Here is a 14410-nt window from a genome sequence, read left to right as displayed (position 1 = left end):
ACCGATCTGGAATAGCGTCTGGATGCAGACCGGCGTTGGCATGAAGCGTCACGAGCGGGTATTCACCGAGCCACCGAAAGCAGAGTCAGAAGCATGGCTCGGCTGAATCTCTACGGCCGGGCAGCCGAGTTGGACCACGTAGACGACGCCTTGCGCGCGGCCACGCGCCACGGTGGCGGCGTCGTCATCGTCATCACCGGGGAAGCCGGCATCGGCAAGTCGGCGCTGCTGGAGTCGATCCAGCGGCAGGCCCGAGACGCGGGCTTCGCGGTGGGATGGGCCCGAGCGGCCCCGGTGGACGACGTCGCCGCGGGCGCCTTGGTGCTGTTGGCGCTGCGATCAGGCAATCAGCCGCTGGTCGACACCGAGACGTTCCAGAATCTAGCCACCATCTTCGACAAGAGACTGTGGCTGGCAGACCAGATCGCCGACATCCTCGAGGACCGAGCACAACGGCAGCCGATTCTGATTGCGCTCGACGACTTTCAGTACGCCGACCCGTTGAGCCGCTTCCTGATGCGCGCACTGACCGGGCGGTTGGCGGGTTCCTCGATCATCTGGGCGATCGCCCGGCGCGGAAGTCAGGCCGAAGCAGCTGAGGAGATCGCCGCCGGGGCACTCGACGCGACCGTCGACGTCGACCATATCGCTCTGGGCCCGCTCGCCGACGAGGACATTTTCGCCCTGGCCGCCGAAATTGTCGGTCATCCGCTTTCGGCGCCCGCGCGCCAACAACTGCGGGTGGCCACCGGCAATCCCCTGCTGGCATCTCAACTGTCCAGACAGATTGCGTCCGGGCACCTGGCAGACGCCGACAACGCGGCCATTCCGGGGTCGCTGCTGATCTCGCTGCAAACGCGGACCCGCCGCCTCGGTGGGCCCGCCCGGGACCTGCTGCACCTTGCCGCCGTGTGGGGACGCCCACTCACATTCACCACCGCCGCGGAGATGCTGGGGTTGACCTCGACGCAAGAGGTCCTCGACCGCGCCCGCGACGCCGCCGCCCTCGGCCTGCTCAACGTCGACGGCGATGCGGTGGAGTTCCCCCACGACCTAATCCGGGAGTTCTGCTACGGCGCCCTGTCGCGTTCGGCGAAAATCGACCTGCATCGTCGGTGCGCGGCCTTCATCATGGTCGCCACGAATGGCAACGCGGTTCGCGCGGCACCCCACGCCGAGGCGTGCGCCCGGCTCGGCGACGCCGAGGCCATATCGATCCTGCGTACCGCGGCCGAGCAGTGCCTTGGCACCGTTCCGCACGCGGCCGCTGAGCTCGCCCTGGTGGCGTTCGCGCTGGCCAAGCCGCATGACCCTGACTGGCAAGATGTCGGTCAGGCGTGCGCGGAAATCCTGCTCGAGGCACAACATGGCGCAGAGGCCCTGAACATCGTCGACGAACTGCTGCAGCCTGCCGTCGATCCCAATCGGTGGGCCCAGCTACAGGTGATCGCCGCGCGCGCCCTGTGGCTCACCGGCCGGCTGAGCGAACTCGTCGACCGGGTCGACACCACGTTGTCGCTCACTGGGGTGTCCGCCGAGCTGATCGCGCGGCTGACCGCCACCAAGGCGTTGGCGCTGACCAGGGTGGAATCGGCCTCGGTAGCCGAGGCGACCGCCCAGCGCGCGCTGCAGATGGACGGGGGCGTGGATCCCGCCGTCGCGCTGATCGGTCTGCAGGCGCTGGGCCAGGCCGCACGCAACGAGGGCCGCTACGGCTTGGCGCTCGACAGATTCCACTCACTGCGAACGCGTTTCGGGCCGCAGTACGTCTCGTCGGAGATCATGACGCTGCAGAATCTGGACCGCTACTCAGAGGCGCAGTCATTGCTCGACGCGGCATTTCATGGTGCCGATTCGCATTCGGAGGCGGTCCTTCCCGATCTGCTGCTGGCGCAGCAGTGGCAGGACTGGCACCTGGGCCACCTGGACGCCGCGGCGGCGACCGCGCACAGTCTCATCCGTGTCAGCGATGAGCTCGGCAACCGGGCCAACAAAATTGAGGCACTGATCCTGTTGGGCATCTACGCGGCGCTGCAGAAACAATTCGAACAGGGCGCTGCCCTCCTGAGCGAAGCCAGCCGCGACTTTGCCGCCGACAACTCGGCGCACCCCCCGGAGTTTGCGCTGGTGCGTGGCTACCTCTGCGCGGCGATGGGCGATCCCACTACGCCGGTGGCCGTCCTGGCCCCGATGGTCAGAGAAGCGACCCAACGCCACGACCATTGGCCCGATCCCAGTCGACTAACAAACGCGTTTCGTCGCCTACAGGAGTGGCCGCGGCTACTGGCCGGGGCCGCCATGTCCGGGCAGCAGCGAGCGCTGGCCGACCAGTGCGTCGCCCAAGCTGAGCTGTTCGCGCGACGAAATCCCGCCGTGCAGACGCTTCAGGGGATCGCGGCCCAAACACGCGGGATCGTCGAACAGGACGTGCGGCTACTGCAAGACGCGGCGGCGATCCTGGCCGAAGCGCCCCGTGTGATGCTGCACGCGCGGGCGCGCGCCGACTTGGGCCACGCTCTGATCAGGAGCCGTCGGCGTCGTCAAGGGGTTGTGGAGCTGGAGCTCGCGCTGTCGCTCTACGAGCGTCTCGGTCTGCCGCTTTATTTCGACGAGGTGCAGGCCGCACTAGAGAAGGCCGGGCAATCGGTACCTCGCTCGGCTCGAAGCGTCCGCCCCAAATTCGGCTGGGGCGCACTCACCGACACCGAACGCGCCGTCGCCCGGCACGTGGCGGCCGGACGTACCAACCGCGCAACGGCCGAGGCGCTAAACATATCCATCCACACCGTCAACACCCATCTGCGATCGATCTTCGCCAAGCTCGACCTGCATTCGCGGGTGCAGCTGGCCAATGCGTGGAACGCGCGCCCAATCAACTGAGCCTGTGCCGCCGCGCCGGCATTCACTCGTCAGCGGGCACGCAGCAGGCGACGGCCACACGGAATCGAGCCGGCTATGGGCCGGGAAGGGTGGCCTTGCCCGTCGCCTCGACGATGAGGTCAGTCAACCTGGCGGGCATCGACAGCATGGGTGAATGGCTCGAGGGCAGGTAGCGGATTTCGGTTGCCCGCGCGGCCAACGTGTATTGACTCGGACCCATTTTGGCGTCGCACTCGCACACGATGTACGTCGATGACACGCTGTGCCACGCCGCCTGCGTCAACTTCTGGGCGGCCGCGATCCGGCTGAACGGCTTCATCCGGGCGATCGCCCGATCGACCTCATCCTCCTCGACGTCGTGGAAGAACACCGCCCGCGGGTCGTCGACGGTCATGATGTCATTATCGATGACCCACCAATCCGGTTCGGCGCCAAGCAATCCCAATAACGATTCACCGACGTCCAGCACGAAACCGCAAATATAGACTATGTGCCGGACATTCGGCAGGTTTACCGCACCCTGCGTCGCCGCAGTAGCGCCGTAGGAATGTGCCACCACCACGACCGGGCCCCCAATACCTTCGATGCGCCGACGGACCGCATCCGCATCGTCGTACAAGCCGCGACGTGGGCAGCCGCGATCGGCGACACTGGGCAAGTCCATCGTCTGCACGACCCACCCCCGGGCTGTGAGCTCGGGCTGCACTTTCTCCCACACCCACGCGCCATGCCACGCGCCAGGTACGAGTAGGAGGACGGGGCGTTCTTCTCGCCCACTCACTCGCAGCCCGCCGGGTCCGCCGTCTCACCAGTAGGTCCCGCGACCACTGAGCTATCATCGACGCTTCTCATCCATGAGACCATGCGTACTCCTATGTTGACCAACATATTTGGAATGACAAGACTTTTCGCGCACCCCGCAACATCGGCCGCAGTCATCAGTCCGGCAGAGTTGCCGTCTCCTTAGATCCCGCAGCGAGTCCCCCCGGCTCATCCCGCCAGCCACCTTTCGTGAATGGGCTGGCCCCGACCACGGAACCGGCATGAAGTAGACCTCGCTTTCTAGTCTGTCGTTTATCGCAACGACGGGCATCGCCCAAAGTCGTGAAATCAGGGCTATCCATCAGCTGGCGCCATTCGGCGATGAGTCGCTCGTTTATGCGATGCGCGGACACTAGCCCCACAGAAGAGAAAGACAGAGAGAGACAGACTCTCCCCGCATAGGCACTGACATTCCTGGACAAGTTTTGAACCGGCACGCGCCGGTATCAAAAGTTAGCTAGCCCAACGGGAAACGAAGAGGAAACGTCATGACCTACAGCGCCGATCACATCGCGGGCCTCCGAGCAGTCCGGTCGGAGTTGGTCGCCAGCTGGCGGAGCGTCAATGAGTTGATCGCCGAAGCCGAAGGCGGACTCGACGCCATCGACTCCCCCGTACCCGAGGCAACGATGCTCGACCTTCTCGCCGCCGCTGATGCGGTGCCGGTGCCCAGCGGTGACGCACCCTCACGGTGGAGATACGACCATGTCGCTCAGTCCTAGCGCCGGTGAGAGCCGCAGCGCCGTATCGGCGCTGATGCCACGCTTGCCGTGCGCGATCTCATTGATACTGCGAGGCGGTACGTCGATCGTTTTGACGATCCGGTACCGCGAGACGCCCAGTGAGTCAAGGATTCCGTCTTAAGGATCTCGCCGGGGTGAGTAGGTGCGAAGTCTGCCATCGCCGTCTCCTTTGTAGTGATAATCGACTAGCTCGATGCTGCCGGCGCCGCTAGCACTCCATGTCAAGCAGATGCGCCACTGCTCGTTGACGCGGATGCTGAATTGGCCGGGATGTCTGCCAGCTTCTCCAGTTGGGTCAGACCGCGGAAAGTCTGCGGACTTACAGTGATCGCGCATGGCGCTCATGGGCGCACAGGTCGCTACCTCTATTAATGGCTATTAAGGCGCCCTTGGGCCGCAGCGCTCCCCGGGCGCGCAGAACCAGCGGGTCGATAAAAAATGTATTGCACTAACCCTTAAAAGGCATTACACTTTCGGCGTGTGCGGATCAGATGCCTGCCTACCGCTTGGCAGCACGGCATCACCGGCGATGAGATCCGTGCGGTGATCTCCTTTCCACTCCTGCGGTATGGGATCACCACTGCATACCCTGACGCCGACACCTACATGTTCGTCGGCGCGATGAACAACGAACCCTGGATCGAGGTCGCAGCCGAAGACGAAGACGGCCACACCTGGGCGGTATTCCACGCAATGGTCCTTACGCCCGGTGTCGCTGCCGAGGTCTATGAAATCTCCGGCGACATCATCGACCTCCGCGCCGACCTGTCCCCGCAACGGCCCTACGTCGGCCCCCAGTACGACAGAGACGAGGAGATCTGACCGTGGTGAAGAGAAGCCCGAAGGACTACGACGAGATGAGCCGCGCTGTCGAATCCGGCGAATACACAGTGCGCAGCCCACTGGAAGTCGGCGCAACGCTCCGCATGGGCCGCCCCACCAAAGGAACTCCACCGACGGGCAAAACGCCCGTACTGCCCATCCGGTTGCCCCGCGCACTCCGTGCCGAGATCGAACACCGCGTAGAGACCGGCGAATCCGACTCCGCGTCAGAGCTGATCCGACGCGCTGTCATCGAATACCTCGAGCGCCACCCAGCCCGCCGATAACGCATGTCAAGTTGCGCGAGCGAGGCGCAGCCGGAGTCGGCGCACTTCCAAACCTGGCAGTGACTGCTAGCGAGGTTGGAGACGCTACCGTTGTCGGTGTAACTGGTCGTGTTGGAAAGCTTCCAGCGAAAGTGGATAACCCGGCCACCTAGCTGCTTCCCGACCGGCATCCGCCATTGGCCGGTGGTGACCCCGATGGCCGCCTTTTCACCGGCCCAAGGGGTGGGCGGACCATCACGGCCACGCTTGGGGATGCAACTTGTTGGGACGAGGTCGTAATCCAGCTTGGCTACGAGGAGCTCAAGCGTCACAGCCTGCGGCACACCGGGTCAACGCCTCCTGGACGAAGCCATCACGATATCCCGACATGCCTTGCCTGTTGGGACTTTGGCCGCTCACATCACTCAGCTGAATCGCCGTCCTCCAAATGTCTGACCGGGTATGACGCTACGTTTCGGCCCACAGACGGATTCCGAGGTTATGCGGTTGCACAAACCGGTCCGTAGCTCTGGCAAATCGCCACCGGCACTGCTGGCGGTCAGGCGATGCGGACGATACCTGCCAGCTTCTTAGCAAGGTGCTCACGCGCGACTTCGGCGTCGTAGTGCGCCTGCATGTTGATCCAGAACATGTCGCTCAGTCCTAGCGCGCGCGAGAGCCTCAGTGCGGTGTCGGCGCTGATGCCCCGCTTACCATGCACGATTTCGTTGATGCGGCGCGGCGGCACGTCAATCGTTTTGGCAATCCGGTACTGCGAGATCCCGAGCGGATCTAGAAATTCCGTTTTGAGGATCTCGCCGGGGGTGGGTGGGTTCGAAGTCTGCCATCGGTCTCCTTCCTAGTGGTGGTCGACTAGCTCGACGTTGCCGGCGCCGCGCGTACTCCAGGTGAAGCAGATGCGCCACTGGTCGTTGACGCGAATGCTGTACTGGCCGGCGCGGCTGCCGGCCAGCTTCTCCAACCGGTTACCCGGGGGCGCCCGAAGGTCGTTGATGCTCTCGGCGGCATTGACGAGAGCCAGCTTGGTGTATGTAAGCGGCAGGTCGCCCGCAGTGTACGAGCTTGCGATAGCCGCGCATAACGTGCGTAGACGCGCAGGTCGTTCACCGTCGCGCAGGACGTGTGGTCCCAAAGTGGTCCCCGGCTGAAAGGTGCGGACCTGTAGTCCTTGGAGGTGCTGGGGGTTAGCGCCGACAGCGGGGCGACCCATATTTGCGGTACTATTCGAACGTTCCGAATATTCTTTCGGATAGTGCAGATAGGAGCCAACGTGAGCGCCGACACCGCAGAGGCAGCCACCTTTACCCCGGAGGATCCCGACGAGCTCGCCCCGGTCGTCGGGTTTCTTGCTACCCATGAGCGCCTCCGCGGAACGGTCACATCGCCCAGTTATGCCCTTGTGGGGATCGGTGAACATGACCGCATCGAGTTACCGCGTTCAGTGCACCAAGCATTGATCAAGGTTGTCACGGCGTTGCATGCCGGAAAGGCCGTCACCATCGCGCCTCAGACGATGAAGTTGACCACCCAGCAAGCTGCAGACCTGTTAGGGGTCAGCCGCCCGACGGTCGTTCGCTTAATCACCGACGGTACGTTGCCCGCTGAGCGGATCGGCAATCGCCACCGACTGCTGCTCGACGACGTACTCGCCTACCGCGAGCAGCGCCGCAATCGCCAGTATGAGGCGCTCGCGGCGACAGCGATCGACATCGATGCTGAGGACGATCCGGAAGTCGTTCGTGAGCGGCTCCGTGAAGCGCGCCGCGTCGTCGCGGAGCGGCGTCGGGCCAAGGCTGCCACGCGCTGACAGCACTTCCGAATGTTCACCGCGCTGTTGGATACCTCAGTGCTGTGGCCCGGTCTGCAGCGCGACTTCCTGCTCTCGTTGGCCGTCGAGGGGTTGTATCGGCCGTTGTGGTCAACGGCGATTCTCGATGAATTGTGTTATCAAGAAGCGCGAAAGCTCATCAATCGCGGTCACGACCCGGCTCTCGCATCGCAGCGGGCGCAACGTCTGGTCGATCGAATGAGAACGGCATTCGATGACGCCATCGTGGTGAGCTGGGAAAGCCTAGAAGGCACGTTTGGGCTGCCCGACATCGACGATGAACACGTTGTTGCGGCGGCCCTGGTTGGAGGCGCGGACGTGCTCGTCACCAGCAACTTGAAAGACTTTTGAAGTACCCCAGGTTTTGTTCCGATCTTCGTAGGAGGATTGGAACTATGCCCCGTCAGTATCCGCTTGAGTTCCGCTTACGTGCGTCGCGTTTGGTGGACACCATGCTGGAGGATTCAGATATTTCTGAGTCGATGGCCATCAAGTCGGTGGCCAGCAAACTTGGTGTTGCTGAGGAGTCGGTGCGTCGGTGGCGGCGTAAGGCTCAGGTTGATGCCGGAGAGCGGCCTGGAACGTCCAGTTCCGAGCATGTCGAGATCCGCAGGCTCAAGCGTGAGGTCGCCGAATTACGCAGAGCTAATGAGATTTTGAAGTCTGCGTCTGCGTTTTTCGCAGCGGAGCTCGACCGCCCGCGACGAAATGATCGCCTTCATCGATACCTACCGCGATCAATTCGGGGTCGAGCTCATCTGCCGGGTGTTGCGGGCAGCTATTCCGGGCTTTCTCACCTCCCGCGGGTATCGGGCCGCGCGGACCCGCCCACCCTGCGACCGTGAGATCCGCGACGAGCAGCTGATCGCCGACCTGCTGGCGGTGCACCGGGAGAACTTCTCGGTCTACGGCGTGCTCAAGATGCACCGGGCCATGAAGCGCAAGGGCTGGCACCTGGGCCGCGAACAAACCCGACGACTAATGCGCAAGGCGGGCCTGCGGGGCGTTCAGCGCGGGAAACCGGTGTTCACCACGATCACCGACCCGGCCGATCAGCGGCCGGCAGATCTGGTCAATCGGCAGTTCAAGGCCAGCGCACCGAACCGGCTGTGGGTCGCTGACATCACCTTCGTGCGAACCTGGCAGGGATTCTGCTACACCGCGTTCGTCACTGATGTATGCACCCGAAAGATCGTCGGCTGGGCAGTCTCGGCGACGATGCGCACCGAGGACCTCCCGCTTCAAGCGTTTAATCATGCTGTGTGGCAGTCGAATACCGATCTATCTGAGTTGGTACACCATTCCGACCGCGGATCCCAGTACCTCTCGCTGGCATATACAGATCGGCTAGCCGAGCTCGGGATCGCACCGTCAGTGGGATCGCGCGGCGATAGCTATGACAACGCCCTCGCCGAGGCCGTCAACGCCGCCTACAAGACCGAGTTGATCAACCGTGGCAAACCCTGGCGATGCATCGACGACGTCGAACTCTCGACCGCCGAATGGGTGGCCTGGTACAACCAGGAACGCCTGCACGAAGCCCTCGGCTACGTTCCACCCGCCGAGTACGAGGCCGCCCTCACCGGCACCTCACACCCCGCGAGCCAGCCAACCCCGGCCCTCGCAACCGACTAGGAACAAAACCTGGGGTACTTCATTTCCCCCGCAGCAGATTCCCAATCCACTTTCGGTTCTCTCACCTACGCAGTTCGCTGCTGACACCGTCGCGGTGTCCCCCGACATCGCCTATCGCGCAGTGATTAGCCTGGCTTCTAGATTCGTTCGGCCTTCGTCCACGGTCGATGAGATTCTCGACCATCTTGTGGCACGCTATTCGATGATCGAAGCCGTCGAACTCATCCGCAGCGTCATATAGCTGCCGTTCGAGGAGAAGCGACCGTTAGCGGCATCGAGAACTTTCCTGGCGAGTTGGACACTCTGCGTGCCGATAATCTGCGTCTGCGCCGTCTTCTTCGGTTGAGTGAGGAACAGGCACGCGCAGCCGCCAGTGACCAAGCGACACTGACGGGAGCGCCGACCTCACCGGTGACCATGGGCTCCAGCTCCGCTGATAAGGTGCGGTTCTTCTTCGAGTTGTTCCGTTCTCGCACCGACGTTTACGCGCTTCGCTGGGAGAATCGCCGAGATGGCCGCTCGGGTTGGATACCGGCGATCAAGGGCCATTGGCGCAAGGGTATGAATCGGGCCGACGCACCTTACCTTCCGCTGACTCCAGAGGTCATTGACGCTCACCTGCGGGGCGAGGCGCACGTCGGCTTGTATCCGCTCAGCGATGACGACACTTGCTGGTGGATAGCTGCCGATTTCGATAAAGAAGCCGCGATGCTCGATGCACTCGCGTACATGAAAGCGGCTCGCTCCTATGGAATTCCGGCTGCGCTAGAGGTGTCACAATCCGGACGAGGAGCTCACGTCTGGATTTTCTTCGCTCATGCGATCTCGGCATCGGTCGCCCGCAGCGTCGCTACGAGTCTGTTGGGTGAGGCATTTCGGCTTCGTGGCAGCATGCATCTGAGTAGCTATGACCGCTTGTTCCCGGCTCAGGATGTGCACACTGGGCGTGGGGTGGGCAATCTCATCGCGGCACCGATGAACGGCAAGCGTCGTCAACACGGCACCACCGTCTTCCTCGATCCCGCTACCCTTGAGCCATACGAGGATCAGTGGGCATACCTGTCAAGCATTGCCAGATTGTCCACCAAAGACGTGATCGCGTTGGCGCGTCAACTTCCCGGCCCGCAGATCGGCCACAACGTCCGGCGTCTGCAGTTGCCGACGTCGTCACGCATCGTTCGGCGGCCTGCGCCAATCATCCGCGCAGAGTTCACATCCCGACTCACCCTGAAGGCCAATGATCTTGGCCCAGCCATGATCTCGGCGGTCAAGCATGCCGCTTCGATCCGCAACCCCGAGTTCGATGCGCGCCAACGCGCCCGCCGCAGCACTTGGGACACACCGCGGTTCCTCTACAGCTACGACCAAACAGCCGAAGGTGATCTCGTCCTGCCCCGCGGGCTCCATCCGCTGCTGACCGAACTCGTCGAATCGGCAGACAGCACACTGCGCGTAGATGACAAGCGCATCACCGGCGAACACCACGAGTTCAGCTGCAGGACGCCGTTGCGCACGGTGCAGACCAGCGCACTGCGCCAACTCCTTGAACAAGACACCAGCGTCCTTGTCGCGCCACCGGGTACCGGAAAGACGGTGATCGCCTGCGCGGCAATCGAATCGCGGTCCACATCCACTCTGGTCCTTGTCGATCGCAAAGCCATCGCCGACCAGTGGCGCGACCGGATCAGCAGCCACCTCGGTTTCAAGTGCGGTCAAATCGGCGGTGGGCGATCGAAAACCACAGGCATTCTCGACATCGCGTTACTGCCAACACTTGCCCGCCGCGACAACGTCGAAGACATCACCGCCAACTACGGATTCGTCATCGTGGACGAATGCCACCATGTCGCCGCCAGCGCATTCTTCGGCGTCCTGAGCCGCATAGCCGCGCGCTTCTGGCTCGGCTTGACCGCGACTCCGGAACGCCGCGACGGGCTCGAAGACCTGATCTATCACCAACTCGGATCACACCACGTAGCGATCGACCAGCCGAGTACTGGGCAACTCCCGGTCGACAGCTCCGACCTGCTGACGCCCCACCCGGTTCTGCACCTGCACCCGACCGAATTCGAATACCGCGGCGACGCCGATCCCACCGCACCCGGTGGAATGGCCGAAATCTATCGCGCCCTCGTCGCCGATCACGCACGACTCGACCAAATCGCGGCCGATGTCCTGACCGCCGCCGAAACCGGCGCCAACATCCTGGTGCTCACCACATGGGTCGAGCACCTCAACGCGATCACCGACCGGCTACGGACCGCAGGAAAGACCGTCACCGTCCTCAGCGGCGGCATGAAGGCTCGTGAACGCCGCCAAATCGCCGACCAACTTGCCAACCACACGCCCGACTCGGATCCACTCCTGATCGTCGGCACCAGCTTATTCATCGGGGAAGGCTTCGACTGCCCAGCCCTCGACACACTGTTCCTGGCCGCGCCGATCACCTTCAAGAACCGGCTCGTCCAGTACATCGGCCGCGTCACCCGGCCCTACCACTCAAAGACAACCGCAACCGTGCACGACTACCACGACGAGCGCACCCCCGTTATCGCCTCTTCGCTGAAGAAACGAGCTCCCGGCTATATCAAGATGGGCTTCCCCGACCCGCGCAAGATGATCCGATAGAACTGCGCGCCACCCCACTTAACCAGCGGTCAACTTCGGCACAAGGACAGCGCCCTCGGTCGCGCCGCATAACGTGCACAGGCGCGCATGGCGTGCATGGCGTGTGGTCTAGCTGGCAGAAACTCCCCTAGACGAGTACATCGAGCCCGTCGCCGGCACCGCATGTGGTCCCAAGGGAGATTTGCGGCACCTACCCAACCGTCACGACTGAATATCAACACATCATCGCAGGTCAAGGCCTACTTCTCCGGGTCGGGCTGACAGGATTTGAACCTGCGACCACTTGACCCCCAGTCAAGTGCGCTACCAAACTGCGCCACAGCCCGCACGCCACCGAAATCACCGGCAGCAGGTCGACAGCCTACCGCAAGCCGTGCTGCGCACCGGAACGCCCCGCACGCGCCCACACCAGCGACGAGTACACCGTCCCGCCGTCGGGAAGGGGCGTCTCCGCCGATAGTCGCAACCGATCACCGTCGAGGTCGCTGTGCCGCAGATGGAACTTGCCCAGGTAGTTCGGCACCAGCGAAAGCTTCGCCTCGTGCCGAATGTCTCCCGTCGACTCGTCGACAAAGTAGCGCCCGCTGTAGGCGAGATACCCCAACGCCGCGGCGGCGGCCTGCTCAACGGAGCCACCGCTGGCGACCGGTCGGTCGTAGTTCGGCCGGCCGGCAGACTGGATCTGCGCCGACATGTACCCGTCCGGCGTGTACATGATCAAGCCCTGCGCATCCTCGCCGTGCGGATATCTGATGGGCCCGTCGGGACGGTCTCGCTCGACGTAGGACACCAGCTCCCATGCCCCAACCAGCTTGTCGCGCAACGGTTTCGTCACTTCGCCTCCGCGAACCACTCGGTCACGCTCCGCACCCACGCCAGCACGGCTGCGGAAAGCGCATCTTCGCGGCCGTAGAACCGTTGCGCCGGAACGGGCACGCTGACCGCGACCGTCTGCTCCCCCACCCGCACCGCTGCTCCCACCGCGCACACGCCCTCGGTCTGTTCCTCGCGGTCGTAGGCGACACCGTCGGCCTGGATCCGTTCGAGCTCTTTGCGCAGCGCCGCCGGGGTCGTGATGGTGTGCTCGGTGAGCCGGGCGAGTCGACTGGGCAGCACCTGCGCCTGCTGCGCAACAGACATCGAAGCCAGCAGCGCTTTGCCGTTGGCGCAGCAGTGCAGCGGAAACGATTCGCCCACCGCGCTGATCGCGCGCAGCCGGTGCGGCGAGACGACCTGGTCGACGAACCGCGCCCGGTCGCCGTCGAGGATCGACAGGTCCACGGTCTCCTCCAGCTCGCGAGACAGCTCCTCCATGAACGGGTGCACATCCATCACCACGCCGAGGCGCACGGTGCTCGCCATGCGCGCGATCTCGGGGCCCAGCCGGTACGGACCGCGGGCCCCGCGCGAGGCCACCAGACCCTCGTCGTCCAACGCGTTGAGGATCCGGCTCACTGTGGAGCGCGCCATCCCGAGTCGCTCCCCGATCTCGGCCTGGCTGACCCCGCCCGGATGCGCCTGCAGCAGCCGCAGGATTTCGGCGGCGCGGGCGATGACCTGAATGCCGCCGCGCGTGTCTTGGTCTACCGAGACGCTCACCGCTGCTCCCCCGATAACCGCAGCAGCGCGGAGGTCTCCTCCACCGATGCCACCGGCAGGTCCAGCGCCTCGGCCAAGCGCTTCGTGCGCGCGACGAACGCCTGATTGCTCGGCGCCAGTTCACCTTTCCGGAGATACAGGGTGTCCTCCATGCCGGTGCGGGCGTTGCCGCCCAGCGCGAGACCCATCGCGGTCAGCTCCAAATTCGCCCGGCCGATCGCGATGACTTGCCAGATCGCCTCGGGCGGAAGCCGGCGCACCATCGTCAGCAGATTGTCCGCTGTGGCGGCCATGCCGCCGCGCACCCCGAGCACGATGCTGAATTGCAGCGGCTCGGCCAGCAGGCCTTCCTGCCACAGCCGCAGGCACGCGTCCAGATGCCCGGTGTCATAGATCTCCAGCTCCGGTTTGACGTCGAGCTCGCGCATCCGTTCGGCCAAGCGCCGCACCGCATCCGGCGGGTTACGGAACTCGCCGTCGGCGAAGCTCATCGAGCACGGATTCAAAGTCGCCATCCGCGGCCGCAGCTCGACGAGCTTCGCGCGCTCCTCGAACGGCACCGTGAGCCCCACCCCGGTGGACATCTGGATCAGGATCGGGCAGCGCTCGCCGATCAAATCCATCACCCTGCGCGCAATATTCAAATCGGCTGTGGGCCTTTCATTCTCGTCGCGCAGGTGGATGTGCGCGACGGCGGCACCGGCGTGGTAGGCCTGCTCGACGGCAACCGCGATCTCCTCTGGAGAAGTTGGCAGCGACGGGTTGTCGGCCTTGGTCGCGATCGGCCCGGTCGGTGCGACGGTGATGACGACACTCATGACACTTCCTCCTGTGGGTGGGCGCTGACCACCAGCAGCACCGCCTCACGGCCGGAACGGTTTTCGATGGATCGCACCTCACCCCTCGCGAAGTGCACACTGTCGTACCGGCCCAGCACAGTGGACGTACCGTCGGCGGTTACGACAAGCTCACCGTCGATCACGATGTAGACGGTTTCCTCCTTGGCGGGAGCCGCCTGGGCGATCCCCCCGGGACGGTAAGTCGACAGGCCGACCCACAATCGTTCGGTGGGCCCGGCCTCGTGGCCCTGCAGGCGCACCGCGTGCACACCGTCGTGCAGCGGGACAACGTAACCGGGAGCATCAGAAGCCCGCGTCAGGTTCATC

Annotated in this window: 14 protein-coding genes, 1 tRNA gene, 1 pseudogene and 1 other annotated feature; of the genes and pseudogenes, 8 read left to right on the top strand and 8 right to left on the bottom strand. The window is 63.9% G+C overall.

Features of this window, described 5'->3' with window-relative positions:
- The first annotated feature begins 93 nt into the window (after positions 1 to 93).
- The gene (locus G6N66_RS12315; protein ID WP_085232142.1) at positions 94 to 2880 is read left to right on the top strand and encodes a helix-turn-helix transcriptional regulator; all 2787 of its coding nucleotides are present in this window, start codon (positions 94 to 96) and stop codon (positions 2878 to 2880) included.
- 73 nt (positions 2881 to 2953) lie between these two features.
- Here G6N66_RS12315 and G6N66_RS12310 read toward each other — a convergent pair whose 3' ends face one another.
- Positions 2954 to 3661: an alpha/beta hydrolase gene (locus G6N66_RS12310; protein WP_263990161.1), complete on the bottom strand. Its 708-nt coding sequence runs from the start codon at positions 3659 to 3661 to the stop codon at positions 2954 to 2956.
- Between the two features lie 529 nt (positions 3662 to 4190).
- Between G6N66_RS12310 and G6N66_RS12305 the strand changes: the two genes are divergently transcribed.
- The 3 genes from G6N66_RS12305 (at position 4191) to G6N66_RS30405 (ending at position 5554) form a co-directional block, all read left to right on the top strand.
- Positions 4191 to 4424 carry a hypothetical protein gene (locus tag G6N66_RS12305; RefSeq protein ID WP_139825122.1) on the top strand — a complete coding sequence of 78 codons (234 nt, stop codon included), beginning with the start codon at positions 4191 to 4193 and terminating at the stop codon, positions 4422 to 4424.
- 501 nt (positions 4425 to 4925) lie between these two features.
- Positions 4926 to 5267: a hypothetical protein gene (locus G6N66_RS12300; RefSeq protein WP_085232145.1), complete on the top strand. Its 342-nt coding sequence runs from the start codon at positions 4926 to 4928 to the stop codon at positions 5265 to 5267.
- A 35-nt stretch (positions 5268 to 5302) separates the two neighbouring features.
- A complete protein-coding gene (locus tag G6N66_RS30405; protein WP_139825125.1) occupies positions 5303 to 5554 on the top strand; it encodes a ribbon-helix-helix domain-containing protein in 252 nt (83 codons plus the stop codon).
- Between the two features lie 538 nt (positions 5555 to 6092).
- Here G6N66_RS30405 and G6N66_RS12290 read toward each other — a convergent pair.
- Positions 6093 to 6314, bottom strand: a complete 222-nt coding sequence (locus G6N66_RS12290; RefSeq protein WP_372515942.1) for a HigA family addiction module antitoxin — start codon at positions 6312 to 6314, stop codon at positions 6093 to 6095.
- Between the two features lie 78 nt (positions 6315 to 6392).
- On the bottom strand, positions 6393 to 6764 hold the full coding sequence (locus G6N66_RS30400; RefSeq protein ID WP_372515937.1) for a type II toxin-antitoxin system RelE/ParE family toxin: 372 nt from the start codon (positions 6762 to 6764) through the stop codon (positions 6393 to 6395).
- A 60-nt stretch (positions 6765 to 6824) separates the two neighbouring features.
- Between G6N66_RS30400 and G6N66_RS29010 the strand changes: the two genes are divergently transcribed.
- The 4 genes and pseudogenes from G6N66_RS29010 (at position 6825) to G6N66_RS12265 (ending at position 11645) form a co-directional block, all read left to right on the top strand.
- A complete protein-coding gene (locus tag G6N66_RS29010) occupies positions 6825 to 7361 on the top strand; it encodes a helix-turn-helix domain-containing protein (RefSeq protein WP_085232154.1) in 537 nt (178 codons plus the stop codon).
- A 12-nt stretch (positions 7362 to 7373) separates the two neighbouring features.
- Positions 7374 to 7730, top strand: a pseudogene (locus G6N66_RS12275) (PIN domain-containing protein); the annotation flags it as partial.
- 47 nt (positions 7731 to 7777) lie between these two features.
- Positions 7778 to 9017 (top strand): IS3 family transposase gene (locus tag G6N66_RS12270; RefSeq protein ID WP_408632889.1). Its coding sequence is split into 2 segments (ribosomal slippage): positions 7778 to 8070 and positions 8069 to 9017, totalling 1242 coding nucleotides; the frame shifts between segments, so codons are not numbered across the junction.
- Positions 8053 to 8168, top strand: a sequence feature (AL1L pseudoknot). It overlaps the preceding gene by 116 nt.
- 294 nt (positions 9018 to 9311) lie before the next feature.
- Complete coding sequence (locus G6N66_RS12265) at positions 9312 to 11645, top strand: DEAD/DEAH box helicase (protein WP_232079281.1); 2334 nt, start codon at positions 9312 to 9314, stop codon at positions 11643 to 11645.
- A gap of 252 nt (positions 11646 to 11897) precedes the next feature.
- Here G6N66_RS12265 and G6N66_RS12260 read toward each other — a convergent pair.
- From G6N66_RS12260 to G6N66_RS12240, 5 genes are all read right to left on the bottom strand, one after another.
- Positions 11898 to 11971 (bottom strand) — tRNA-Pro (locus G6N66_RS12260).
- A gap of 35 nt (positions 11972 to 12006) precedes the next feature.
- Positions 12007 to 12480 (bottom strand): lipocalin-like domain-containing protein, encoded by a 474-nt coding sequence (locus G6N66_RS12255; RefSeq protein WP_085234211.1) that lies wholly within the window; start codon positions 12478 to 12480, stop codon positions 12007 to 12009.
- Entirely contained in the window at positions 12477 to 13244 is a 768-nt protein-coding gene (locus G6N66_RS12250) for an IclR family transcriptional regulator (protein WP_085234212.1), read from the bottom strand. Before G6N66_RS12250 ends, G6N66_RS12255 begins: the two co-directional genes overlap by 4 nt.
- Positions 13241 to 14062 (bottom strand): BKACE family enzyme, encoded by an 822-nt coding sequence (locus G6N66_RS12245; protein ID WP_085234213.1) that lies wholly within the window; start codon positions 14060 to 14062, stop codon positions 13241 to 13243. Before G6N66_RS12245 ends, G6N66_RS12250 begins: the two co-directional genes overlap by 4 nt.
- The gene (locus G6N66_RS12240) at positions 14059 to 14409 is read right to left on the bottom strand and encodes a beta-D-galactosidase (protein ID WP_085234214.1); all 351 of its coding nucleotides are present in this window, start codon (positions 14407 to 14409) and stop codon (positions 14059 to 14061) included. Before G6N66_RS12240 ends, G6N66_RS12245 begins: the two co-directional genes overlap by 4 nt.
- Position 14410 lies beyond the last annotated feature (1 nt).

This window comes from Mycobacterium conspicuum (assembly GCF_010730195.1).
In the GTDB taxonomy this organism is placed as follows: domain Bacteria; phylum Actinomycetota; class Actinomycetes; order Mycobacteriales; family Mycobacteriaceae; genus Mycobacterium; species Mycobacterium conspicuum.
This window is presented reverse-complemented; position numbering and strand designations above follow the sequence as displayed.

Bases quoted from the DNA above. Each gene is read 5' to 3' on its own strand.
- G6N66_RS12315 (WP_085232142.1), top strand. From the start codon at position 94: ATGGCTCGGCTGAATCTCTACGGCCGGGCAGCCGAGTTGGACCACGTA.
- G6N66_RS12305 (WP_139825122.1), top strand. From the start codon at position 4,191: ATGACCTACAGCGCCGATCACATCGCGGGCCTCCGAGCAGTCCGGTCG.
- G6N66_RS30405 (WP_139825125.1), top strand. From the start codon at position 5,303: ATGAGCCGCGCTGTCGAATCCGGCGAATACACAGTGCGCAGCCCACTG.
- G6N66_RS30400 (WP_372515937.1), bottom strand. From the start codon at position 6,764: ATGGGTCGCCCCGCTGTCGGCGCTAACCCCCAGCACCTCCAAGGACTA.
- G6N66_RS12245 (WP_085234213.1), bottom strand. From the start codon at position 14,062: ATGAGTGTCGTCATCACCGTCGCACCGACCGGGCCGATCGCGACCAAG.
- G6N66_RS12240 (WP_085234214.1), bottom strand. From the start codon at position 14,409: ATGAACCTGACGCGGGCTTCTGATGCTCCCGGTTACGTTGTCCCGCTG.